We start from the raw sequence: 25,871 nt of genomic DNA, 5'->3' as shown, positions 1-25,871 counted from the left end.
GAGATTTTGTTAAGTAACTCCGGGTTGTTCAACGCCCTGTTTTAACTGGGCTCAATTTTTAACCGTTCTTTTTTTACCATTAAAACTGGTTATAATTATATTAGCGATGCCCGGAGCAACTTTTAAGGCCCTTGATGATTGCGAAAGATAGGTTGAACCATAATAAAACTCTATTCGTTTTTTGCCACCATTTTTGTAAGCAATATCCGCATAAAAATCGCCGGGATTTAATTTGATCCATTTTGATTGGCTGTTTCCCGGTTTTTGGTAAACCTTTAAGCTATCCTGGTTTTGCGTTGCAATAAGCAGCTCTTTGTTAGCGCAAAGTACAGATGCCAGCCCTTTTCCGTCGCCATTAATGCATAAGCCGCTTTGTGCCATTTTTACATCTGCAAAGCCGCCCTTGCCATTACCTTTTAAATAAAGGCCCATAAAAGCATCGTGCCTGCCGGTAAATGGCTCCATACCAAAATCGTTGCCTACCATAATCAGGTCAAGGTTGCCGTCAAGGTCAATATCCTCGGATAAAATACCATATACCGGCGCCATCTGGGCAGCTAAAGGCAAAGGGGTTATACTAAATTTGCCGCCTCCGTTGTTTTGAATAAAGCTGGTGTTCATGTCTGTAGCTTTTAATTCAATCGCGTTTTGTTTATCCTTACCGCTCCAAAGATCTTGCATGGTGGCGCGGCCGAAACCATTATAGGTAGGGTATTTTTTCCGAATACCGATTACCTGACTGATCAGATCGTCGCGGGTATGCATCGGGAAAGCCTTTTGAGAGCCGTCCTCTGCCTTCATATAGCAAAAAATCATGGCATCAAATGAACCGTTGCCATCAACATCCTTACCCAAAATAGTCATAGGCTGTGTAGCCGATGCTTTGTAGTTGGAGTTTTGGCCAAGATTGCCGGCTACATAATCTATTTTACCGTCATTGTTAAAGTCGCCTGCAACAATGCTGTTCCACCAGCCCACGTGGCTGTCAATACCCGATGAGGCCGTAACATTGGTAAACCCATTGCCATTGTTTTGGTAAAAGGTCAACGGCATCCACTCGCCCACTACAACTAAATCGGGTTTGCCATCGCCATTAAAATCGCTCCAGAGGGCATCGGTAATCATGCCACCATGGCTAAGCTGCGGGCAAAGTTTTGCGGTAACATCTGTAAATACGCCACCATTATTTTGAAATATATGGCTAGCCGGCGGCGACGGATAAACACCGGAAACCGAGCGCCCGCCAACGAATAGGTCAAGGTCGCCGTCGCCATCAAAATCAGCTGCGCGCACACATGACCCATTATCATATTCAACGGGTAGAGCGTTGTAATTACGTTCAAACTGCCCTTTGCCATTATTTAGGTACAAACGATCTTGCGCTGATGTGTGGCCATTTGCAAATTCGTAACTGCCGCTAACTACATAAAGGTCCAGATGGCCGTCGCCATTGGCATCAAAAAGAAGAGCCCCCATGTCTTCTTCTTCTTTTTGGTCCTCGTGCAAAAAGCGCTTGTTATCCATAGTGAAGTGCCCGCCCGGGCGCTGCATATAAAAGGTCCCTTTGTTGCCTGCCGAACCGCCAATGTAAAAATCATCTAACCCGTTCTTGTCAATATCGCCAACGGCAATACACGGGCCGTATTGGCTTAATTTGTGGGGAAGTGTTGGCTGAATGTTATAATCGATAGCATCTTTTTCCCGGTGGAGATAGTTTATGCCGGTTTGGTTATTAGCCGAACTAAATATTGGGTTGCCAGTGGCAGGTATGCCCGGCGGATAATTTCCCGAACTCTTATTATAGAGCAGCCGTAAGGTTTGGTTGGCTTTCAGATTGGATAATAGCTGGGTTTTGCCATCCGCCCATCTAATTCTAAGCGAATCGATATTTGTGGCAGTACCCAAGCCAAAGTGAGCCACTGCATCAACAGTACTCATGTATCCCCGGCAAGGTTGCTGGTCATACAGTTGCTGTTTGCCTTGGTAATAAATGCGGATGGTGGCCCCGATGCCACCTCTATTCTTTTCATCGCCTTCAAGGGCCACCTTAAAATAGTTATGTGCCTTGCTTACCTGTGTTTTGGTATTGGTTGTGTTCTCGTAAACAAAGGCATCGTCATCGATGTTGTTGATCACCAGGTCCATATCGCCGTCATTATCCAAATCAGCATAAACACCCCCGGTGGAGAAGGTGGGCTTCGTAATTCCCCAGGTTTTCGATTCATCGTTAAACAGGTACCCGCCCTTGTTTCTGAAGGCATAGCTGGCGGTTTTTACCACCGGGAATGAATCTGCAGCAGCAACGGTTGTGTTTTCTTTAACCGTACGTCCCTGTCCGTTGGTATATAGGGCGTGGTCCAGATCGGTAACATCGCGCGGGTAGCCGTTGGTGATCATCATGTCTCGGTATCCATCGTTATCAAAGTCGGTTACCAGGGGGGTCCAGCTCCAGTCGGTTTGGTAAACGCCGGCCAGGTAAGCAACCTCACTAAATAGCGGGTGCCCGCCCTGTAATTGCCCTTGGTTTAGCTGTAATACGTTACGGATGTACTGATGCTCGTATTTAAACTTGCTGTTGTTAATGTAGGTGATATAGTTGTCGCCAACCAGCATTGTTTTTTTACGTAGGTTTTCTTCGGGCAGCATCTCCAGCGAGATGAGGTCGGCCAAACCATCGTTATTGATATCTACCACATCAGACCCCATTACCGACCAGCCCGTATGCTTAAAATACGCTGAGGACTGATTGGTGAACGTGCCGTTTTTATTGTTTACGTAGAGCACATCGTTCGAGATGAAGTCATTCCCCACATAAATGTCCGGCCAGCCATCGTTGTTAATATCTGTTATAGAAACTGAGTTGCCAAAGCCTTCAAATAAAATGCCTGCAGCTTTAGTAACATTGGAAAAGGTGCCGTTACCATTATTGTGATAAAGGCGGTCATTGTTTTCGGCGCTTCCATTGGCTATTTTAGGGCGATAAGCAACCGGGGTAGTTTTACCAAGCACATTGGTAAGTAGGTACATGTCTAAAAAACCATCACGGTCATAATCAAAAAAAACCGCCTGTGTACTGTAGCCGGTATCCTGCAAGCCATAAGCCTGAGCTGATTCTTTAAAAGTTGGGATGCTGTCCTTATTGATGCCCTGGTTAATGTAGAGCATATTTTTACGCTGGTTTGGATCGTTTTTAAATGATGCGCTCACGTAAATATCGGGCCGGCCATCATTATTAATATCTACTACCGATACGCCGGTACACCATTTACCTTCGCCGCTAACGCCGGCCTGGCTGGTTACATCTGTAAATGTTAAAGCCCCTTTATTTAAAAATAACTTGCCTGGTACCATGTTGCCGGCAAAATAAATATCGGGTTTGCCGTCGCGGTTAAAATCGCCTATTCCCACACCTGCGCCGTTATACAAGTATGGGTGGTTGAGGATATTTATGCTGTCACTTTCGGTAATTGTATTCTTAAAGTCGATACCTGTTTCAGAGGCTGGCAATAGTTTGAATAAAGTGTTTCCGTTTTGTTTGCTTGAACATGCAGTTAATAAAAAAAGCGCCGCAGTTAACAAGTTTATATAAGGGTTACGCTTGCAGGTAAACATTTGGTAATGAATAAGGATCTAAAAATTGTATTGGCGGCGTGTAACGCTAAGCTTTGATCTGTACTTTGCTAACGCATTGTTGGGCCGGTAAATAATGGGTATCTAAATGTAAAGAAAATGTATTTTAAAACGTGGCTTTCGTCAAATAATCTCAAAAGTTAGCAGAAATGTATCGCAGGGGATAATCATTGTTTAAGAATATATATTTGCTATAATTTTAAAACTGTCCAGCCGGGTAAACCTGATAATTGTATCTGATTTATGAAGAAAATAATAGTTGCCTTCGCGGCGATGTTGTTATTTACATCTTGCCATAACAAAGGCAATTGGCAAAAGCTTGCCGAAAACCCGGAGTTTATACACCGCTCGGTTAGGCAGGTTACAGATGTAATGGTCCACGATATCTATTCGCCGCCGGTAGCCAGCCGTATTTATGCGTACGTTAGTGTTGCAGCGTATGAAGCCGCGGCGAATGGCGACAAACAATACCTTTCTTTATCGGGGCAGCTGAACGGGCTCGACTCTATCCCCAGGCCGGTGGCTGGTAAGCAGTATTGTTATAACCTGGCAGCAGCCCACGCAGCGCTTACTGTTAGTAAAATTTTATTGATTTCTGAAGGGCGCATCGAACGCTTTCATGATCAGCTAATGGCCGAATTTAAAGAAACGGGTATGCCCGATAGTGTTTATAATAATTCGATTGTGTACGGAAAACTTGTTGCAGACCGGATATTGAAATGGGCAGGGACAGATAATTATAAACATACCCGGTCGTTATCCAAATACGATATCCAAACCGATGATGCCACCTGGAAGCCCACTCCGCCGGCTTACATGAAAGGCGTTGAACCGCATTGGAACGAAATCCGCCCTTTCTTATTAGATTCTGCGCAACAGTTTAAACCTGCCCGGGCAGTTGATTTTTCACTTAAGCCCGATAGCTATTTTTATAAACTTGCCCTTGCCGTGAGAGACACCGGCTTGCACTTAACAACGCAGCAGACCGCAATCGCTACTTTTTGGGATGATAATCCATTCAAAGTAAATAATAACGGCCATACCATGTTTGCCATCAAAAAAATCTCACCCGGGGGGCACTGGATAAATATAGCCGGGCAGGTTTGCCGTAAAGCAAAAGCCGGTTATGTGCGCACCGCAGAAACCTACGCCTGCCTTGCCGTGGTAATTGCCGATAGCTTTATTAATTGCTGGGATGAAAAATACAAAAGCAAAGTGATAAGGCCGGAGACCTATATCAACGAGTATATAGACCTGGCCTGGGCACCGCTGCTACAAACGCCGCCATTCCCGGAATATACCAGCGGTCATAGCGTAGTATCCAATGCTTCGGCAGTTGTATTGGGTAAATTGTTTGGAGAGATATCGTTTACAGATTCTACCGAGGTAGCGTTTAATATCCCGGCACGCACCTTCGCATCATTTACGGCTGCGGCAAATGAGGCATCCATCAGTCGCTTTTACGGAGGGATCCACTATATGCCATCAGTTGTGAACGGTATTGATGAAGGCCGGCGGATTGGGCAGTTTGCTTTAAAAAAGCTAAAGACTCATCAATAGCATCAATATGACTTTACCTTGGCTGCCCGCTTGTTTTGCTGATACTCGGTAGGGGTAGTGCCAAACTGTTTTAAAAAGTTTCGCCCCAAATGTGATTGCGAACTATAGCCCACCATATTGGCCACCTCATAAATTTTATAATCACCTTCTTCCAATAGTTTGGCAGCCGCTTTAAGCCGGGTAATATTAATCAATTCATTTATGGTAAGGTTCGAGATAGCCTTTACCTTGCGGTAGAGGGTGGGCTTGCTCATATTCATGAGGTTAGCAATGTGCTCCACATCTAAATCAACATCTTGAATGTTTTTATAAATTACGGCGTTGAGTTTATCTAAAAAGCTTTCATCCGGCTTAGAATAAGCCATGGTTTTGATATGAGCCAGCGGAGAGCTTGCAAAATAATCTTTTATTTTATTACGATTGATAAGCAGGTTGGCTATCTGCACCTGTAAATGCTCTGGCGAAAAGGGTTTTTCGATGTAGGCATCTGCCCCTACTTCCAAGCCCTCTATTTTACTTTGTAAAGTATTTTTAGCCGTTAGCAGGATGATAGGAATATGGCTGTGATCAAAATTGGTTTTTACGCGCTTGCAAAGTTCAAACCCATCTATAACTGGCATCATTACATCAGAAATAATAAGCTGGATGTTCTCAATATCAATCATATCGAGCGCTTCCTGCCCGTTAAATGCTTTGATGACCGAGTATTTCTCGGTTAGTTCATTAGCAACAAAATCCAATATCTCGGGGTTGTCATCTACCAAAAGTATAATCGGTTTCATAAAGTCAAAATTGTCGTTGTGGTTTACAACACCGTGATGCTCGTAGTCATTCGGCTTACTTTGGAGATCAAACTCTTTCTCCTGGTGAATTGGTAATATTAACTCGAAGGTATTAAAATTATCAGCAGAATCGTTCAATAAAAGTGAGCCTTTATGCAACTCGGTAAGTGAGCGTGACAAAGATAGCCCGATGCCGGTACCGGTTTGCTTCTCAGATTCCTTCATCCTGAAGAAAGGTTCAAAAATCCTTTCGCGCAGTTCATAAGGAATCAGATAGCCATCGTTTTTTATGATCAGCTTAAATGATTCGTCATTTTTCTGCTCTTCTGCTAGTTCTACCTTAACAATTGATGTGGCATATTTAATAGCGTTATTGATGAGATTACTGATGATCTTGGTAAAAGCCTCGAGATCTACGTAAGCATACAAAGGTGTCTCGGGCTGTTTAAGTTCATAGAAAATATTTTTTTGTTCGGCCATGGTTTTAAATTGCAGGTAGGTATTAGCTAATATTTCGGTAATATCTGTCTTTACAAAATTTAAGCTAAAGCCACTGCTCTCCGTTTTTCTAAAATCGAGCAGCTGATTGGTTAGATCCAGCAGCCTGTCGGTGTTACGTTCCATTATTTTTAGGTTCCCAAAGATCTCCGGGACCTGATGCGCTTTCTTGATCACCTTTTCCATGGGGCCTTTTATCAAAGTGAGCGGCGTTCTTATCTCATGGGCAACATTAGTAAAAAATTCAATTTTTGCGTTGTAAAGTTCTTTCTCCTTATCGTTTTCCAGTAGCTGTATCAAGCGCTCGTTATTTTGCCTGATGTTTTTATGATATCGTTTAAAAAGATAGTAAGCAGTAAACACAACCAAAATGGTGTATAAGAAATAGGCCCAGATGCTTTTCCAAAAAGGCGGGGATATATCTATCTCAATGGTAGTTTCCTTCGCTGTCCATGCTCCGTTATTATTGGCTGCTTTTACTATGAAAGTATAACGGCCGGGGGCCAGCTGGGTAAAGTAAACCTTACGGTTAGTTTTTAAATTTATCCAAGCTTTGTCAAGTCCTTTCATCATATACTTATATTGCGTCATCTCTGGTGCGGGATAGCTCAGTGAGGCAAAATCGATACTAAACGATGATTGATCGTAGTTAAGGCGGACATTTTTAGTGAATATTACTGATTGTTTAAGCAGCGAATCTTTCCCATTAACCGAAATTTCGCGGTTGTGAACCTGGAAACCGGTAATATAAACCGGAGCCACAAAATCATTGCGGGTAAAATGTGAGGGATTAAAACTGATTAAACCACGCACACATCCAAAGTACATGGTACCGTCGGTATCCTTAAAGGCAGAATTGTAATTAAACTGGTCGCTTAGCAGGCCGTTTGCCTTGGTATAAACCTTAATAGCATTGTTATTAAGGTTTAGGGATACAAGGCCCCCTGTAGTACTTATCCAAAGGTTTTTGTCATCATCTTCCAGCATTTTAAAAATGTAATTACTGGGTAATCCATTATTGGAATCGTAGTAAGCAAAGGTATGGGCGTTAGTATTATAACGCCATAAACCTAATCCATCGGTAGCAAACCAAAGGTTATGATCGCTGTCTTCAAAAATGCCGTTAATCACCGAAATTTTTAAAGCATCTTTTACCTTATAAGTATCGGTTAGTTTGGTACAGGAATTGTTTTTAATGTCATAGCAGTAAATACCATCACGAACGGTCCCTAACCATATTTTGCCATTATGATCTTCAATCATAGCGTATACAAAATCATAATTAGGAAGTTTATCCATCAAAGTAAAATCCTGCTTATCCAAATTAAAGCGGTATAAGCCGTGGGTGGTGGCTACCAGGATAACACCGGCCCGGGTTTTAAGGAAGCAAATAATAAAGTTGCTTTTTAGGGAGTTCTTTGCAGCTCCGGCTATAAATACGCGTTTTACTTTGCCGGTTTTAATGTTAAAAACGTTCAGGCCCCGTTCAAATGTGCCAATGTACAAGTATTTGCCATCGGCCAGTAAACCATGTATATTGGAGTTTGATATGCCGTTGGAAGCGCCCGGATAATAATGTGTCCAGGTTGATTTATCGGGCGAGAGTTTATTTAAGCCATTATCCTCTGTACCCAACCATAAGTTGCCAAATGTGTCTTTGCAGATCTCCCGCACAACATTACCCTTAAGTGTGTTTTTTTCACCGGGGTAATATTTAGTAAATAATGAATGCTGTTTGGGGTAGTAATTTACCCCGCCAAAATAGGTGCCGGCCCATACCCCGCCCTCCCTATCTTTATACAATGCATAGATGGCGTTATCTGATAAAGAGTAAGGGTCGTTATAATGTTTTTTCACATTGGTAAAGGTACCTTCGCTTACATTGTAGATAAACAAGCCGGATTCTGTAGCTACCCAATATTCATTGTCGTTGTATTTTACAAAATCGCGAACAAATATTTCAGTTTTATTTGAGTTATAAATAAGCATGTCACGGTAGTTTCCGCTGATGCAATCAAATTCTTTAAAGCCCTGGTTAGTGGTACCTACAAATATTTTATTGTTGCCTGCACCAAATATCTTTTCGATATAATTAGATGCCACCCGCCGGGAGTGCCCAAACATATTGTAACTGGTGAAAGTGCGGCTGGATCTGTTGAGGCGTTTAAGTTCGCCGGCGGTGGTGGATAACCACAAATCGCCGTTGTTGAACACAATTGATGTGGCCTCGAATGACTGAAAGGGGCGGTAATTGGTGATCTTTTTAGTTTTTTTATCGTACTTCATCAACGCCGGCCCGGTGATAAACCAGCAATTGTTAAAACTATCCTGTACTATACAGCGCACACCATCGTAGCCGCCTATTTTAAGGTGAGCAAAGGTTTCTGTGATGGGGTCGTAATGGTCTACACCCTGGTCAGTACCAATCCATAAGCTGCCGTCGATATCAAGGCTAAGGCAGTGTACCATATTGTTTGATATGGTTTTAGGGTCGGTGGCATCATGCCGGAAGGTTTTGAACGAATAACCATCAAATCGGTTAAGCCCATCCTTTGTGCCAAACCACATAAATCCGTTCTTATCCTGGGTACCCGTGTAAACGGTGTTATTAGACAAACCCTGCTCTACCTGGTAGTGCTTAAAATAATAGGTTTGGGCGCTGCAAAAAAAAGGCAGCGTTAGCAGTACATAAATCAGATAAAACGGTTTCAAATCAATTGGCTTAAAACAAATATACTTAATCTGGCCCCAGGTTTTCGGCGAAAAACACTTTGATACTTTTCGACCAATTATTGATATGATTTGATTAATTGCTGAATAATAAATCCTCTTTCTTTGAACTTAATTAAAGCGGGCACTCTCGCCCCTTTAAAACCAATTTAACCAAACAATATTACTTATGAGAAAATCTTTACTACCTACACAGGAGGGGTATGTCTGCACGCATTGGCGCTATGGCTTGCGGTATCCCAAATCATTGTTAATTATGTGTTTTGTTCTTTTTGGCACATTGTTAGCAGGAAGCGCCTTTGCTCAGGAGGTTAAGGTAACCGGTACGGTTACTGATACCACCGGCTTAACGCTGCCGGGCGTTGCCGTAAGGGTCCGGGGGACGCAGGCAGGCACTACTACCGATGGGAATGGCAAATTTAGCTTTAAAGCACCTGCTGCTGGTAGTGTGCTGATATTTAGCTATGTTGGTTTTGCAAATCAGGAAGTACCCTTAAACGGGCAAACAAATTTCAACATTAAGCTTAAAGTGCTTAACTCATCACTGCAGGAAATTGTGGTAACGGGTTATGGTTCCCAGAAAAAGGAGTCGATCACGGGCGCTATCTCAAGCGTTACCAGCAAGGATATTGATCGTGTGCATGCCGGTTCAACGGTAAGTACCGCCCTCGCGGGTAAAATTCCGGGCGTAACCTTCAGGCAGTCTGAAGGCAGGCCGGGTGCCAGTGCAGCCATCCAGATCAGGAACATGGGTACGCCACTATATGTTATTGATGGGATACAACAGGATGAGGGCCAGTTCAACAATCTGGCGCCAAATGATATCGAAAGCATTTCGGTATTAAAGGACGGTTCGGCTGCTATTTATGGTGTTCGTGCGGCAAACGGCGTAATTGTGGTAACAACTAAGAAAGGTGCCGGCGATGCACGCATTAATATTGACGCCTACACTGGCTATCAAAATTTTTACCGCTTCCCTAACGTAGCCACCAACTCCTACGATTACATGCGCTACCTGGCCGATGCTCAAGTGAACAGTAATGGTTCTACTACCATTACCCAGGCTGAGCTGGATAAATACCAGGCAGGTACAGATCCTGCTTACCGCAGTTTTAACTGGCGCGACTATATCCTTAAAGCACACGATAACGCACCGCTAAACTCGGTAAATGCAAACTTTACCGGTGCAACCGACAGGGTTAACTATTATGTATCAGCAACACATTTATTTCAAAGCTCGCAGTTGGGTAAAGAATATATGTTCAGCCGCTCCAACATCCAGTCAAACGTATCAGTAAAAGTTGCCAATGGTTTAAAAGTTAACCTGAACATTAATGGCCGGGTGGAAACGCGCGAAAACCCAGGTGTACCTGGGGGCGATGATTACGGCTTGGCGAAATTTGCGGTTTTAAGGAATACGCCGCTGGAACGCCCATATGCAAATGACAATCCCGATTACTTGAACGATATCGGCCACACCGAATCCAACTACGCGTTTCTAAACAAAAAGCTATCTGGTGTTTATCATAGCGACTGGCGCGTATTGCAAACAAATTTTGGTGCCGAGTACCAGATTCCCGGTATAAAAGGTTTAACCTTAAAAGGTTTATATTCCTACTACGTTGCTGATTATTTGCTTAACAACCAGGAGTATACCTACAATGCTTACACTTACAGGCCTGCAACAGATACCTACGATGTAACAGGTGGCAGTACAAACCCATGGAGAGAGCGCGAGCAAAGAAAAGAGTTTGCAAAAACGCAGCAGGTACAACTCAATTACAATAATTCATTTGGTAAAAGTACTATAGGTGCAACGTTTGTAACCGAACGGATAGAGTTACAGCACCTGCGTAACTGGATCCATGCTTCACCGGTATCTAACAACCTGCCATTAATCTATTTCCCAACGGCAGATCAGTACCAGGATAGCGATAATAAAGAAACCCGCATAGGTTACATTGGGCGAATCAATTATAATTATGATAACAAATATTACTTTGAGGCTTCCGCAAGGCGCGATGCATCATCCCTTTTTGCTCCTGATAAACGGGTAGGTTACTTTCCGGGCGCCTCGGTAGGCTGGAGAATTACCCAGGAAGGCTTCATGAAAAACTTGCTTGGTCAAAACAGTTTCATTAATGATATCAAGTTCCGTGCATCTTACGGTGTATTGGGAGACGATCGTAACCCCGACGGCTCAGGAAATCCAATTGTAACTCCGTATGCCTATTTACCGGGCTATAACTATAACACGGGTACAGCTATTATAGGTGGCAATGCATTGGTAACATCGGCAGATAAAGGTTTGGTAACTACCAATATCTCCTGGCTAAAAAGTAAAATAACCGATATTGGTATGGATTTCACCATCCTTAACAACAGATTATCGGGTACGGTGGATTATTTTTATCGGAAACGCAGCGGGTTACTTGCCAGCAAAACCGATGTGGTACTGCCAGCAGAAGTGGGATACGGTTTACCAGCGGAAAACTTAAATAGCGACGCTCAATATGGTGCGGAATTTTCGCTAAATTATAATGGCAAGGCTGGTGAGGTTACTTACAATGTTGGTGGCAATTTCTCTTATAGCCGACAAAAAAATCTGGATACCTATAAGCCATTGTTTAACAATTCATTGGATAAGTATCGAAACGATATCAGGAACCGGTATGCAAACATCGACTGGGGTTACGAGGTGATAGGGCAGTTTACATCGCAGGAGCAGATAAACAATTATACTATTAATAATGATAATAAAGGTAACCGCACACTGCTACCGGGCGACCTGATGTACAAAGACCAGAATGGTGATGGGAAGATTGATGGGTATGATGAACGGCCAATCGGTTTTGGTTACGGCAAGCAGCCTAATATTAACTTCGGATTATCTATAGGTGCCGCTTATAAAGGGGTGGATTTCCATGCCGATTTCTCTGGTGGTGCCGGTTATACCTGGTTCCAGAATTATGAAACAAGATGGGCGTTCCAAAACAACGGTAACTTTAATACAATATTTGCTGATAGATGGCACCGAACAGATCCATATGATGTCAACAGCGCCTGGATTCCGGGTAAATATCCGGCCAACCGGGTTAATCCTGGTTTTGGCCACGCGGATTATGAGCTTAACGGACAGCGCAATTCATCTTTCTGGCTGCATAACGTAAAATATCTGAGAGCCAGGACGATCGAGCTTGGCTACACGTTGCCATCCGGATTGCTTGCAAAAGTGAAAATTAAAAAAGCAAGGGTTTATGTTAATGGATATAACATGTTCTCGTTTGATAATTTAAAGCAATACGCTGTTGATCCTGAAACTACGGACGATAACGGGCTTCAGAATCCTCAAAGTAAAGTACTCAACTTCGGCGTTAATTTAACTTTTTAATTAATCCCTTAAGTTCAAACCAAATGAAAAAAACAACTCTTTTATTAATATGCGCAGGCCTGTTGATTACAGGATCCTGCCGGAAAGACAGCGATTTTTTAGAGGTACCACCTAAGGCTATTGTTGCCTCAGATCTAGCCTTTTCAGATCCAAACCTCGTGCTATCGATCTTAGGAGACCTTTACAACCGTACTGTAGATTTTTCGGGCCTAGATAATGGCTGGGCATCGTTTGTAGATTTTAGCGAAGCATTCCCTTCAGAAAACGGAAGCTCTTATTTTGTACAGCGTACAGGATGGGGCTATGGTGAATGGAGTACATGGGATTATACCTATATCCGCGAGCTAAATTTATTTATAAAACGCGCAACAGCATCCACAGCCCTTACCGACGAGCAAAAGAACCAGTTTATAGCCGAAGGCCGCTTTATCCGTGCCAACTACTATTTCGAAATGGTGAAGAGAATGGGTGGTGTTCCTTTAATTACCGATCCTTTAGATTATGATTTTTCCGGGAACGTGAGTGTATTGCAAAAACCGCGGGCTAAAGAATCTGATATATACGATTTTGTCATCAGCGAAGCAGAAGCGATAAAAGGACTATTTAATCCTTCGCTTACTGATAAATCGAGAGCAACACGCGGTGCAGCACTGGCCATGGAAGCGAGAGCTGCCTTGTACGCTGCTTCGATTGCCAAATATGGCGTAAGCACCCCGCAGGTAACCCTGCCCGGCGGTGAAGTTGGCATACCATCGGCTATGGCTACTGCTTATTACACTAAAGCGCTGGCAGCTGCAAAGGAACTTATTGCCGGAGGCAGCTATTCGCTATACAGGCAATTGCCTGATCTGAGCGATAATTACGCCAATCTTTTCCTTGATAAAAACAGTTCAGAATCTATCTTCGTGGAAGATTTTAAAGCAAACGGGGGTAAAACACACGGTTTTACAACAAACAATCAGCCTTTTTCTATCTCAGATGAAGGCCTTGACGCAGGCCGTTTAAACCCATCACTTAATCTGGTGGAAGCTTTTGAGAAATTGGATAATACCTATGCACCTATCCCAACAAAAACAGCGGGTGGTGACCCTATTTATTACGCTAACCAGCTTGATATTTTTGCTGACAGGGATGCACGCCTTGCAGGGACGGTGCTTTTACCAAACGGCTTGTTTAAAGGCAAACGTACAGAAGTGTTTGCCGGCTATCAGTTGGCCGATGGTACCGTTGTTGCCAGCGGCGATGCCACGCAACCGCAGGATGTGCCCGGTTTAGGCAGGATCCAGGTTGTAGGTAAAGATGGTATTGTTAATGGTGGTGAGTTTCGTACCCAAACAGGGTTTTATATCCGCAAGTACCTCGATCCAACAGTTGGTTCAGGTCGCCGTGGCCGTGGCAGCGATGTTAACTTTATCCGTTACCGTTATGCAGAAGTTTTGCTGAATGCGGCAGAAGCTGCTTTTGAGCTTGGCGACGCTGGTGCAGCGGTTGGTTACCTTAACCAGGTTCGCTCCAGGGCTGGCCTAACTACCCCGCTTACCGTGGGCCAGGTCACTTTTGACAGGATTGTGCATGAGCGCCGTGTAGAACTGGTGTTTGAAGGTCACACTTTGTTTGATATGAAACGCTGGAGACTGGCAAATGTAGTTTGGGATGGTAACCAAATGACGGTTGCTGATCTGGTAACCAATATTGGCGACGCCCGTAAGCGGAATACACAGCCTTTTGGTTTATGGCCTTATAAATACTATAACCCAAATAGTGCAAACAATGGTAAATGGATCTTTAAAGAAGTTAAGCCAAGCCAGGTTACCGGGGCCAACAGGTTCCAGCTGGGTAATTATTATTCGCAGATAGGCAATGACATCTTATCGGCTAACCCAAAGATTGTAAGACAACCAAATCAATAGCCCATTTTAACTTAAGATCATGAAAATAAAATTTCATTATATAATCATAGCGCTTCTTATTGCGGCCACAGGTTGCAAAAAGGATAATTACGATGCGCCGTCGTCCAAGCTAAGCGGCCATTTGGTGTATAAAGGAGAACACGTAAACGTAGAGTTCAACCAGGTGCCATTTCAGTTGTTCCAGCCCGGGTTTGGTAAAACGGGGGCGATAGACGGAACATTCGATCAGGATGGGGCGTACTCCACGTTACTGTTTAACGGTAATTACAAATTTACAATGTCTACCAACCAGGGTCCTTTTTTATGGAAGGAAATAGCAGGAGGCAAAAGAGACACTGTTGCCGTAACAGTGAATGGTGATCAAACGCTTGATATTGAGGTTACTCCCTTCTATATGGTTCGCCAGCCGGTGTTTACCGCTACTGGTGGTAAATTAACGGCCGTTTTTAATATCGAAAAGGTAGTAACAGATAATAACGCCAAAGATATTGAGCGGGTTATACTCTATATCAATAAAACACAATTCGTCTCCGGAGCCGATAAAATTAACATCGAAGATAACAACAACGATCCGGCTATATTAAGTGGTTCTGCCATTGTCAATATGAATGGTGTTACTATAACCGATGCTATTCCGTCAATCACACCAACGCAAAATTATGTTTTTGCCCGGATAGGTATTAAGATAGCCGGGGTAGAGGACATGGTTTTTTCACCGGTTACTAAAGTAACATTCTAACCCACCACCAGGAAGGCCGCATCTGCGGCAGCGGCCTTCCTGGTATTTAATTTTTTCCAAAGTCTATTTAACTACCTGCCGCTAAAAACATTATGAAGAAAATTACACTCTGTTTATCGCTGTTACTTTCCGCGTATTTGCAAGCCAATGCCCAGCAGGGTGACTGGCACCTCATTAAGAATAGGATCATAACGCCATGGGCCGAAAAGGTTGACCCTAAAGCCCCGTTGCCTGAATACCCAAGGCCGCAAATGGTAAGGGGAAACTGGCAAAATTTAAATGGCTTGTGGAACTATACAATCGTTCCTAAAGCTCAAAAATCCCCGGCAACGTATCCCGGTAAAATATTAGTGCCATTTGCGGTAGAATCGTCAATATCAGGCGTTGGCAAAACAGTTGGTAAGGATAGCATGCTTTGGTATAAAACCAGCATAACGCTTAACAATGCACTTAAAGGTAAAGATGTATTACTGCATTTTGGTGCGGTAGACTGGCGTACAGAAGTTTTTGTTAATGGCAAAAGCGCAGGCACTCACGAGGGCGGCTTTGATCCGTTCTCATTTAATATTACCCCATATTTAAAGTCTGGTAAGCAGGATATCACCGTAAGCGTTTGGGACCCGACAGATGATGGCCCGCAGCCGCGTGGTAAACAGGTAAACAAACCTGAAGGCATTTGGTACACACCTGTTACCGGAATATGGCAAACGGTTTGGTTAGAAGGCGTTGCAAAAACGCATATAGCCGCTACTAAACAAACACCAAATATCGACGATAAGACACTTACTATATCTGCTGAAGTAGCAAATGTTTTACCTGGTGATAAACTTAAAATAACTGCTTTAGACGGTGCCACCGTGGTGGATCAAAAAACGGTTGAAGCAGGCGCTACCGCAATTTTAACTATTCAAAACCAAAAGTTGTGGTCAACTACTGATCCTTTCCTTTACAATTTGAAGGTCGTAGTAACGCGCAACAACAAAGAGATTGATGAGGTGAAAAGCTATTTCGCCATGCGCAAAATTTCATTAGCTCCCGATGCAAACGGCATCCAGAGGATGATGCTTAATGATAAATTCGTGTTCCAATATGGCCCGCTTGATCAGGGATGGTGGCCCGATGGTTTATATACCGCCCCAACAGAAGAAGCAATGATTTATGATATAGATCAGTTAAAGGCAATGGGCTTTAACATGATCCGCAAGCACATTAAAGTTGAGCCGGCACGTTACTATACCTATTGCGATAAAATGGGCATGTTGCTCTGGCAGGATATGCCAAGCGGCGATTTAGGTAACGGCTGGGAAAATCGCCCGGGGGTATTGGACCGTGCTACTGATCAGGCGCGTACTGCCGAATCTGAAGGTTACTACCGCAAGGAATGGAAAGCGATAATGACAGCGCTGCATAACTATCCATCCATTGTAGTTTGGACACCGTTTAACGAAGCCTGGGGTCAGTTTAAAACAGTAGAAATTTCCGAGTGGACAATGAAAAATGACCCGTCGCGATTGGTAAACAGTGCCAGCGGGGGTAATTTTTACACCACGGGCCACATTGTAGATCTGCATAACTACCCTAATCCTGCTATGCCAAGCCCGGATATTTTTGGCAAAACAAGAGCTGTAGTATTGGGAGAATTTGGTGGTTTAGGCTGGCCGGTTGATGGGCATAACTGGCAATCCAACAAAAATTGGGGTTACCAGAACTTTAAAAATGGTGATGACCTCTTTAAAAAATATGTCACTTTTACAAACAGGCTCCAGGAATTGATCAAGCTTGGTTTATCGGCAGCTGTTTACACACAAACAACGGATGTGGAAGGCGAAGTAAACGGATTTATTACATACGATCGTAAGTTTATTAAAATGCAGGTAGAGAAGTTACGCCAGGAGAACCTGAAATTATATAACCCGGAGTTTTCAAAATAAAACTTTTGAATGAAGCATTTAAACGCTATAGGTAAACTGCTTTGTTTATCGCTATTACTAAACTGGGCGGCGCTGGTAACATCCTCCGCTCAGTCTGTTAAAGCCACCGTATTAAAAAAGATCAACAACGGGCAGACCAATGCAAACTACGTAAGCAACCGTGCCCCGCTGCAAGCGGCTTACTTTGTTAAACTGCCGGTAGGAAGCATCAAGGCTGGCGGCTGGCTGAAAAAAGCTTTGGAATTGCAGCGGGATGGACTTACCGGCAATCTGGGTGAGATCAGCATCTGGCTGTCTAAAACAAATAATGCATGGCTTAATAAAGAAGGCAGGGGCGAATACGGCTGGGAGGAATTGCCATACTGGCTTAAGGGCTATGCCAACATAGGTTATATGCTTGGCGATCAAAAAATGATTACCGAAGCTAAGTTTTGGATAGATGCTGTGTTGAACAATCAGCGAGATAATGGCGACTTTGGGCCAGCCATCGAGCATAATGGCAACCGGGATCTGTGGACCAATATGCCAATGCTTTGGTGCCTGCAATCCTACTACGAATACAGCAAGGATCCGCGGGTGATTCCCTTTATGGACAAATACTTTAAATTTCAATTATCGTTACCGGATAGTAAGCTGTTAGAAGATTACTGGGAGAAAAGCCGCGGCGGTGATAATATTGCGAGTGTTTATTGGCTATACAATCATACAGGGGAAAAATACCTGCTTGATCTGGCTGTAAAACTTGATAAAAATACGGCCGACTGGCGCCAGGTAAATAATTTGCCCAATTGGCATAACGTGAACGTTGCGCAATGTTTTAGAGAACCCGCTACGTTTTTTCTGCAAAGCAATAGCCCTCAGGATCTGCAAGCAACCTACAGCAACTTTAAGCTGGTCCGCAATATTTATGGCCAGGTACCCGGTGGAATGTTTGGAGCCGATGAAAATGCCCGCAAAGGTTATGATGATCCGAGGCAGGCAGTAGAAACTTGTGGGATGGTAGAGCAAATGACTTCCGACCAAATGTTGCTGGGCATTACCGGTGACAGTTTTTGGGCAGAGAATTGCGAAGATGTGGCCTTTAATACCTTCTCGGCTGCTTTTATGCCGGATTATCGGTCATTACGTTATTTAACTGCTCCAAATATGGTGCTCAGCGATGGTAAAAACCATAGCCCCGGTATTGATAACAACGGCCCATTTTTAATGATGAACCCATTCAGCAGCCGTTGCTGCCAGCACAACCATGCCGCAGGCTGGGTTTACTATGCTGAAAATAGCTGGATGGCCACCCCGGATAACGGTTTGGCAGCACAGTTTTATACCGAAGGGCAAGTTAATGCAAAAGTTGGCAATGGTACAATGGTAAATATTACTGAAACTACACGTTATCCTTTTTCAGATCAGATAAACTTTAAAGTAAGCGCATCAAAATCAGATGAATTCCCACTTTATTTACGTATCCCGGCCTGGTGCACAGGGGCCGCTGTTAGCGTAAACGGCATGCCGGTTAATATAACTCATACTAGCGGTAATTACATCAGGCTAAGTAAAACCTGGAAAAATGGCGACTTAATTACCCTGCACTTGCCGATGAAGATAGTAGTGCGTGAGTGGGCCAAAAACAAAAATAGCGTTAGTGTAAATTACGGCCCGCTAACGTATTCCTTAAAGATCAGCGAGCAGTATATTAAGCAAGACAGTAAGACAACGGCCATAGGCGATTCGCGGTGGCAAGCAGGTGCCGACCCGGAAAAATGGCCATCTTTTGAGATCCATCCCGCATCGGCATGGAACTTTGGGTTGATGTTAAACAAACAACACCCCGAACGATCTTTTAAAGTGGTGCATCGTGAATGGCCGAAAGACAATAATCCATTTACTAACAGCAATGCGCCTATTCAGCTGATGGCCATGGGAAAGAAAATCCCTGAATGGGCTGTCGATCAATATGGTTTATGCAGCGTACTGCCACAAAGCCCCGTAAGCGTTAAGGGCGTTACCACTCATTTAACTTTGGTACCAATGGGCGGTGCAAGATTAAGAATATCATCTTTCCCGGTAACGAATTAATATAGAGTTGCAACTATTCAATTTGGACATAGGCGGCACTTACAGGCAATTAAAGAGCTGGTTGTAACTGCTGCACATTTCAGTCATCAATGGGATTTAGGGTACGCATTGTTTTTTCAAATAGCGTTATGATTAAATTAACTTGTATTTTAAATATTGGCATTTTCATCAGCACTATGAATTGTGTTGATGCGCAAACTGTTTATCCGAAAGAACATTCATCAGCTTTCAAATCAGTTGTCGATGAACATTACGGCAGTAAAGCAGACCTTGCCTATGAATCTTTCAACACTGCTTTTTATAACCCTGAAGCTAAACTGTACTACAGTACAACAAAAAAGGCAGGCGTGGCTGCTATTTGGACGCAAGCCGTATACTGGGATATGGCTATGGACGTGTACGAACGAAGAAAAACCCCTGATCAATTAAAACTGATCGAGGATATTTATCAAGGTAATTACAAAGAATACGATGGCTATAATTGGAACAATAAAACCAAATGGTTTATTTATGACGATATAATGTGGTGGGTAGTTGCTTTAGCCAGAGCTAATAAATTAACTGGTAAAGCAATCTATTTGGAAAAAGCCAAACAGGGCTTTGATCATGTGTGGGCCGGATCATATGACCCTGTAGACTGCGGGATGTTTTGGGATTTTAAACACAGTGGTAAAAATTCTTGTATTAACTTCCCAACTGTGATAGCGGCTATCAGGTTATATACCATTACAGGGGATACAAGTTATCTTAATAAAGCCAAACTAATTTATGGCTGGTCCAGGAATAATTTAGTTGACAGCCAAACAGGTCAAGTATTTGATAACAAAATTAGGAAAAATCCCCCGGGAGGCCAAGATTATACGTATAATTCGGGCACGGCCATTGGTGCAGCATTTGCATTGTATAAAGCAACATCCAAGGCAACTTACCTAAATGATGCAAAGCTTTACACAAATTACGTTAAAAATATTTTGTGCACAAATGCTATCCTACCCGCCGAAGCAAGCTTCAATGAACAAGGTGTGTTAAAATCAATTTTTGCACAATATGTAATGCAGTTAATTAAGGAGGGGGGGCAAACACAGTACTTGCCGTGGATACAAACCAACATAAATACCGGTTGGAAGAACCGGGACACTAAAAGAAATTTAACATATCGTGATTACCGTATAATTTGCCCTGAAGGCGAAATTTCCTCATACGATGCCAGCAGTATTGTAACGTTTATGCAACTCTGCCCACCGGTCAATTAAAACTTTATTAATTGTTTTAAAATAAAACTATTGCTGTGAAAGTTCCCATCACCTTGACATGCCGAATTGCTGCCGCTATTTTTAGAAATCCTGGCAATTGCTTATGAGGCATATATCACGCTCTTCAAGTATAAATCGTCTTTTACGGTATTGGTGGTTGATATCGTCGTTAATCTTAATTCTTATTTAGTTAGCGTAACATTGCCTACCAAGCTTCCAACAGCGCATTATGGTCATCAAAAGCTTCGAGAGAGATTAAATGGCGGCGGTAGACCTTCTGTGCGGTAAATTTGTTTTAATCTATTTAGCTAATATGGTCGCTACTTTCATTTCTTTTGTATAAAAGATGGTGATTTGGCATAAAAAAAAGCTTAAATCATTGATTTAAGCTTTTTTTGTTTGTCACTTTGTTGCGGAATGGACGGGACTCGAACCCGCGACCTCCTGCGTGACAGGCAGGCATTCTAACCAGCTGAACTACCACTCCGTTTGGGATTGCAAATATACGCACCTTTTTCTTTTACACAAGTTGTTTTTAAAATTAATGTAATTTATTTTTTTAGTGCCTTATTTACAGCAAGATGCAACAAATTAAAAATTTAAATTAATTTCGTTTCTGCACTTCCAGTACAAACCTGATTTATTTATTTAAACTTTTTATATGCTGCTACTGGGCGTTGATGTGGGTACTTCTTCGGTGAAAGTAAGTGTAGTTGATGCTGAAAAGCAGCAGGTTATTGCATCGGCGCAATACCCTGATCACGAGGCGGCTATAATATCGCTGCAAACCGGCTGGGCCGAGCAATCGCCGGAGATGTGGTGGCAGCATACCGGCAAGGCTATAGCTTTGTGCCATAAAAGAGGCGGCTATAACCCCCAAGATATTGCTGCTATAGGTATTGCCTACCAGATGCATGGACTGGTTTTAGTTGATAAAAACAAGCGTGTATTACGAAACAGCATTATATGGTGCGACAGCAGGGCGGTAGAAATAGGTGATAAAGCTTTTGAAGACATTGGGCATGAGACCTGTTTATCGCATATGCTTAATTCTCCGGGCAATTTTACGGCTTCTAAACTGGCATGGGTAAAGAAAAACGAACCGGAAATTTACGGTAAAATTGATAAAGTAATGCTGCCAGGCGATTATATTGCCATGAAGCTAACGGGTGAGATCACAACTTCCGCGTCCGCTATGTCTGAGGGCATCTTTTTCGATTTCCAGTTCAATGGACTATCTAAGGATATTTTAGATTACTTCGATTTTGATGATAGCCTGTTCCCGGTGGTGAAACCCGTTTTTTCATCTCACGGCAGGATCACAGCAGAAGTGGCTGCAGCTTTACAATTGAATGCCGGCACTCCGGTAACTTATAAAGCAGGTGATCAGCCCAACAACGCCTTGTCGCTTAATGTGCTAAATCCGGGCGAGGTTGCAGCCACCGCTGGCACTTCCGGTGTTATTTACGGTGTTAGCGACCAGCTTACTTACGATCAGCAATCGCGGGTTAATACGTTTGCACATGTCAACTACACCAATGAGCGCCGCAGGCTCGGCTTATTGTTATGCATTAACGGCACAGGAAGCTTATACCGCTGGGTAAAAAATAGTTTCGCCCCCCATATTAGCTACCAGCAAATGAATGCTGAAGCACAAAAAGCTCCGCCAGGTAGCAACGGCCTACGGGTTTTGCCCTTCGGCAATGGTGCGGAGCGGATGCTGAATAATAAGCAAGTAGGGGCTCATCTTCATCATATTGATCTTAACCTGCATTCGCCCGCTCATATTTACCGGGCTGCACAGGAGGGCATTGCCTGTGCTTTTAGATACGGACTGGATATTATGCGCGGGAATGGGATGAATCCTACGGTTATCCGTGCAGGTAGAACAAATATGTTCCTGAGCGATTTGTTCACGCAGACTTTTGTTAACAGCACGGGCGTACCCGTTGAGCTTTTTAATAACGATGGTAGCCTGGGTGCAGCTATAGGCGCCGGTATAGGAGCGGAAATTTTCGCATCTGCCGCAGAAGCCTTTAGCAATACCAGGTCCGTGGCTTATGTTGAGCCGGTTATAGGTTCATTTGAGGAGATATATGCAGATTGGAAAATGATACTGGAGCAACACTTGTCCAGCTTTTAATTGTTCCCGGCGAATTACACAGCTGATTTTATAAACCGAAACAGTACCCGTCAGCGCGACCTATTCCGGAATAAGAATGCCGGTGAAATTTGATAAACACGTTTATAAGGCGTATTATTAGCCTCCCAAATCATCCAACCAATAAAACTTAAACAGAGCAGATAAATGAACTCCTTATCCACCCGCGATTATATCGTATTTTTTATCTATTTCATCATCGTATCATCTTACGGTTACTGGATCTACAGACGAAAGCATAATGCCGATGCCACCTCTAAAGATTATTTCCTGGCCGAAGGATCACTTACCTGGTGGGCCATTGGTGCATCACTTATCGCCTCAAATATCTCGGCAGAGCAATTTATCGGCACCAGTGGATCGGCATTTAAAATGGGCCTGGCTATTTCTACTTACGAATGGATGGCTGCTGCCACCCTTGTTATTGTAGCTGTATTTTTTATCCCCATTTATCTGAAGAATAAAATCTTCACCATGCCGCAATTCCTGAATCAGCGGTACAACGGAACCGTAGCGATGGTAATGGCAATATTTTGGCTGCTGCTTTACATCGTTGTAAACCTAATGTCTATCCTTTATTTGGGAGCTTTGGCTATTAGTGGCATATCTGGCCTGGATATTAATTTATGTATCAGCCTGCTGGCAATATTCGCTGTTTTTATTACACTCGGTGGTATGAAGGTTATTGGTTATACCGATGTGATACAGGTAGCGGTGCTAATTATAGGCGGTTTAGCAGCCACTTATATCGGTTTAGGCGAACTAACTAAAAACACGGCAGACCATTCTATTTTGGCAGGTTTAAGAACCTTACATAACGAAGCCAGCGACCATTTTCACATGATCTTTAAGAAGGATAACCCAAACTATATGGATCTTCCTGGTCTTTCTGTGCTGATTGGCGGTATGTGGATTGTGAATTTAAATTACTGGGGCTGTAACCAATACATTACACAACGGGCACTGGGTGCTAACCTCAAAACTGCCCGCGGAGGAATTTTATTCGCGGCATTTTTAAAATTGTTGATGCCGGTAATTGTGGTGTTACCTGGTATTGCCGCCTATGTGTTGCATGAACGGGGGATGTTTCAACAGGAAATGCTGAGCTCAAAAGGCGTTATCGATTACAATAAGGCTTACCCTACCCTTTTAAATCTACTGCCTACCGGATTAAAGGGATTGTCATTTGCGGCGCTTACAGCAGCTATTGTGGCATCTCTGGCTGGTAAGGCCAACAGCATTGCAACCATCTTCACGTTAGATATCTACAAAAAAGCCATTAATCCACAAGCTACCGATAGAAATTTGGTAAACCTGGGTAAAATTTCCGTTGTTGTAGCCATGGCACTGGGTGTAATTATGTCATTGGTGATCGGCGAGCAGCTGATGGGCGAAGGCAAGCAAGGTTTCCAATACATTCAGGAGTATACCGGTTTTGTGTCGCCGGGTATTTTTGCCATGTTTATTCTTGGGTTCTTCTGGAAAAAGGCCTCATCAAACGCGGCACTTTTTGCTACCATCGGCGGGTTTGTATTTTCGGTAGTTTTTAAATTTTTGCCATACTATGCAAACCTGGCTTTCCTTTCGCCTTACGGTTTCTCTAAACTGAACGACAAAAATGTATATGAAATTCCGTTTATCGACAGGATGGGCTTCGTGTTCCTCATCTGTGTTATTGGCATGTACATCATTTCTAAAATTGACGAGTCCAAAGGTGTTAAAACCAACGGGCTTGAAATTGATGCATCCATGTTCAAAACATCCCGTGCATTTACTGCCGGTACACTCATCATCGGTGGTATTATCGTAGCGTTGTACTCATTCTTCTGGTAAAATCAATAATAGCAAGATATTCAGAGCGGCCATACACGGCCGCTTTTTTTGTATTTTTTTAAGCCTGTTACTAACAGCATTTATAAAACACAATGTACTCCCGGGGGTTGTATTAATATCAATTAGGCAACCATGACAAACTCATTTGAAAATATCCCACTACAAGTAGAGGGTGAGCATAGTGATACAATTCATATCACCGAATGCCCCGATCAGCAGCAGGCCCATAACTTATTTTTGCTGGCGAAGGATAGGCTTAAAGACGTGGCCATGTGGCACCGGTTTAGCGGACCTGGTTCTGCCCGGTTTGCCATTACTGATGCGCAGGGACAGGAAATTTATAAAATGGCCGAGAAGGGTGATATCTTTTACATTGATCTCCCGGCACCCGGATCTCTTGCCGGCGACGGTAAGGAGTGGGTACGGATAGAAAGTACCGAGCTTGCCGAAGACCCGGAAGCCGAAAGCGAATATTTTACGATGACTGCACGCCCGGTTGCAAACCCTGATGGTAAAACAGACGGGGCGCCGGCGCACTTTTTTAAACATACATCAACCAACACATTTATTGTAGAGCGGTATAAGAACAATGTCAGCGTTGCCATCCACGGCAGAAATGAAGTGCCTAACACCGATACTAATCTTTACGATACGGTACGCAACACCATCCTTGGCCTTACTGCCCGTGCAGGCCTATCATTTCCACAATGGAAATCTTTGGCCAGAGGAGTTTTAGAGTATGAATAAGTATTAGTATAAAAGTTTATCACAACCCAAAAAAGCTTCCGGATATGGAAGCTTTTTTCTTTTATTAGTGTAAATATTAGTGTTTGCGGTCGTGACGGTCCTCTTTCCGGTCGCGTTTTAATTCTTTCCTGTCCTGGCGCACTTCCTTGCGGTCATTACGTACCTCCCTGCGATCGTTGGCTATTTCCCTGCGGTCGCCGGTCCAATGGTTACGGTATTTAGAATCCTTGGTGTCGCGGATAATGGTTTGACCTTGACGGCCCCTGTAGCCAGCGTATTTAGCGCGGTAGGCAGTGTTGCGAACCCATGGGTTACGCTCATTAACTACTACCTTATAACCGTTATAAACGTTGTAATTGCTATATCTTGCGGGTAAGGCACCGCGGTGCACCCAGGCATTATTTTCATAATACACATACTGATGGGCGGGTACATCGTAGTAGGTATCAATATCAGGCATATAGTAATAATCTGCACGATCGTAGCCTACGGGCCCCCACTCAGGCTGGCTGCCAATGTTGATACTTAAGCTTACCTGCGCTTTTGCTGCCTGGAAAGACAGTGCGCTTAATAATATTGCGGTTGTTAAAATAATCTTTTTCATATTCGTTTGTTTTGCAGGTATGACATGCA

Annotated in this window: 13 protein-coding genes and 1 tRNA gene; 10 read left to right on the top strand and 4 right to left on the bottom strand. The window is 43.3% G+C overall.

The genetic code is table 11. From position 1 onward, the window contains the following. Positions 1-51 precede the first annotated feature (51 nt). The gene (locus A0256_04875) at positions 52-3,612 is read right to left on the bottom strand and encodes a hypothetical protein (GenBank protein AMR30803.1); all 3,561 of its coding nucleotides are present in this window, start codon (positions 3,610-3,612) and stop codon (positions 52-54) included. 261 nt (positions 3,613-3,873) lie between these two features. Between A0256_04875 and A0256_04870 the strand changes: the two genes are divergently transcribed. After that, the gene (locus A0256_04870; GenBank protein AMR30802.1) at positions 3,874-5,190 is read left to right on the top strand and encodes a phosphatidic acid phosphatase; all 1,317 of its coding nucleotides are present in this window, start codon (positions 3,874-3,876) and stop codon (positions 5,188-5,190) included. A 2-nt stretch (positions 5,191-5,192) separates the two neighbouring features. Here A0256_04870 and A0256_04865 read toward each other — a convergent pair whose 3' ends face one another. Continuing rightward, positions 5,193-9,188: a hypothetical protein gene (locus A0256_04865; protein ID AMR30801.1), complete on the bottom strand. Its 3,996-nt coding sequence runs from the start codon at positions 9,186-9,188 to the stop codon at positions 5,193-5,195. A gap of 268 nt (positions 9,189-9,456) precedes the next feature. Between A0256_04865 and A0256_04860 the strand changes: the two genes are divergently transcribed. The 6 genes from A0256_04860 (at position 9,457) to A0256_04835 (ending at position 20,497) form a co-directional block, all read left to right on the top strand. Further along, positions 9,457-12,591 carry a SusC/RagA family TonB-linked outer membrane protein gene (locus A0256_04860; protein ID AMR30800.1) on the top strand — a complete coding sequence of 1,045 codons (3,135 nt, stop codon included), beginning with the start codon at positions 9,457-9,459 and terminating at the stop codon, positions 12,589-12,591. A 23-nt stretch (positions 12,592-12,614) separates the two neighbouring features. Beyond that, positions 12,615-14,501: a hypothetical protein gene (locus tag A0256_04855; protein AMR30799.1), complete on the top strand. Its 1,887-nt coding sequence runs from the start codon at positions 12,615-12,617 to the stop codon at positions 14,499-14,501. A gap of 19 nt (positions 14,502-14,520) precedes the next feature. Beyond that, positions 14,521-15,240 (top strand): hypothetical protein, encoded by a 720-nt coding sequence (locus A0256_04850; protein AMR30798.1) that lies wholly within the window; start codon positions 14,521-14,523, stop codon positions 15,238-15,240. Positions 15,241-15,332: 92 nt separating this feature from the next. After that, entirely contained in the window at positions 15,333-17,171 is a 1,839-nt protein-coding gene (locus tag A0256_04845) for a beta-galactosidase (GenBank protein AMR30797.1), read from the top strand. 9 nt (positions 17,172-17,180) lie between these two features. Next, positions 17,181-19,244: a hypothetical protein gene (locus A0256_04840; protein AMR30796.1), complete on the top strand. Its 2,064-nt coding sequence runs from the start codon at positions 17,181-17,183 to the stop codon at positions 19,242-19,244. A gap of 128 nt (positions 19,245-19,372) precedes the next feature. Beyond that, positions 19,373-20,497, top strand: a complete 1,125-nt coding sequence (locus A0256_04835) for an alpha-1,6-mannanase (protein AMR30795.1) — start codon at positions 19,373-19,375, stop codon at positions 20,495-20,497. Positions 20,498-20,907: 410 nt separating this feature from the next. On the opposite strand, the gene A0256_04830 is transcribed toward A0256_04835, so the two are convergent. Next, positions 20,908-20,984: transfer RNA gene (locus A0256_04830), tRNA-Asp, on the bottom strand. A gap of 174 nt (positions 20,985-21,158) precedes the next feature. On the opposite strand from A0256_04830, the gene A0256_04825 reads away from it, so the two are divergent. From A0256_04825 to A0256_04815, 3 genes are all read left to right on the top strand, one after another. After that, positions 21,159-22,640: a carbohydrate kinase gene (locus tag A0256_04825; protein ID AMR30794.1), complete on the top strand. Its 1,482-nt coding sequence runs from the start codon at positions 21,159-21,161 to the stop codon at positions 22,638-22,640. A 165-nt stretch (positions 22,641-22,805) separates the two neighbouring features. After that, positions 22,806-24,491 carry a sodium transporter gene (locus A0256_04820; protein ID AMR30793.1) on the top strand — a complete coding sequence of 562 codons (1,686 nt, stop codon included), beginning with the start codon at positions 22,806-22,808 and terminating at the stop codon, positions 24,489-24,491. A 132-nt stretch (positions 24,492-24,623) separates the two neighbouring features. Next, positions 24,624-25,238: a hypothetical protein gene (locus A0256_04815; GenBank protein ID AMR30792.1), complete on the top strand. Its 615-nt coding sequence runs from the start codon at positions 24,624-24,626 to the stop codon at positions 25,236-25,238. 76 nt (positions 25,239-25,314) lie between these two features. Here the strand turns inward: A0256_04815 and A0256_04810 are convergent, their stop codons facing one another. Continuing rightward, complete coding sequence (locus A0256_04810; GenBank protein AMR30791.1) at positions 25,315-25,842, bottom strand: hypothetical protein; 528 nt, start codon at positions 25,840-25,842, stop codon at positions 25,315-25,317. Between the last annotated feature and the right edge of the window lie 29 nt (positions 25,843-25,871).

It is taken from the genome of Mucilaginibacter sp. PAMC 26640, from assembly GCA_001596135.1.
GTDB lineage: Bacteria > Bacteroidota > Bacteroidia > Sphingobacteriales > Sphingobacteriaceae > Mucilaginibacter.
The sequence above is the reverse complement of the archived record's forward strand: the minus strand, read 5'-3'. Positions and strand labels throughout refer to the sequence as shown.

Excerpts from the sequence above, each read along its gene's own strand:
- A0256_04875 (AMR30803.1), bottom strand. The coding sequence starts at position 3,612 with ATGTTTACCTGCAAGCGTAACCCTTATATAAACTTGTTAACTGCGGCG.
- A0256_04870 (AMR30802.1), top strand. The coding sequence starts at position 3,874 with ATGAAGAAAATAATAGTTGCCTTCGCGGCGATGTTGTTATTTACATCT.
- A0256_04860 (AMR30800.1), top strand. The coding sequence starts at position 9,457 with ATGTGTTTTGTTCTTTTTGGCACATTGTTAGCAGGAAGCGCCTTTGCT.
- A0256_04855 (AMR30799.1), top strand. The coding sequence starts at position 12,615 with ATGAAAAAAACAACTCTTTTATTAATATGCGCAGGCCTGTTGATTACA.
- A0256_04850 (AMR30798.1), top strand. The coding sequence starts at position 14,521 with ATGAAAATAAAATTTCATTATATAATCATAGCGCTTCTTATTGCGGCC.
- A0256_04845 (AMR30797.1), top strand. The coding sequence starts at position 15,333 with ATGAAGAAAATTACACTCTGTTTATCGCTGTTACTTTCCGCGTATTTG.
- A0256_04840 (AMR30796.1), top strand. The coding sequence starts at position 17,181 with ATGAAGCATTTAAACGCTATAGGTAAACTGCTTTGTTTATCGCTATTA.
- A0256_04835 (AMR30795.1), top strand. The coding sequence starts at position 19,373 with ATGATTAAATTAACTTGTATTTTAAATATTGGCATTTTCATCAGCACT.
- A0256_04825 (AMR30794.1), top strand. The coding sequence starts at position 21,159 with ATGCTGCTACTGGGCGTTGATGTGGGTACTTCTTCGGTGAAAGTAAGT.
- A0256_04820 (AMR30793.1), top strand. The coding sequence starts at position 22,806 with ATGAACTCCTTATCCACCCGCGATTATATCGTATTTTTTATCTATTTC.
- A0256_04815 (AMR30792.1), top strand. The coding sequence starts at position 24,624 with ATGACAAACTCATTTGAAAATATCCCACTACAAGTAGAGGGTGAGCAT.
- A0256_04810 (AMR30791.1), bottom strand. The coding sequence starts at position 25,842 with ATGAAAAAGATTATTTTAACAACCGCAATATTATTAAGCGCACTGTCT.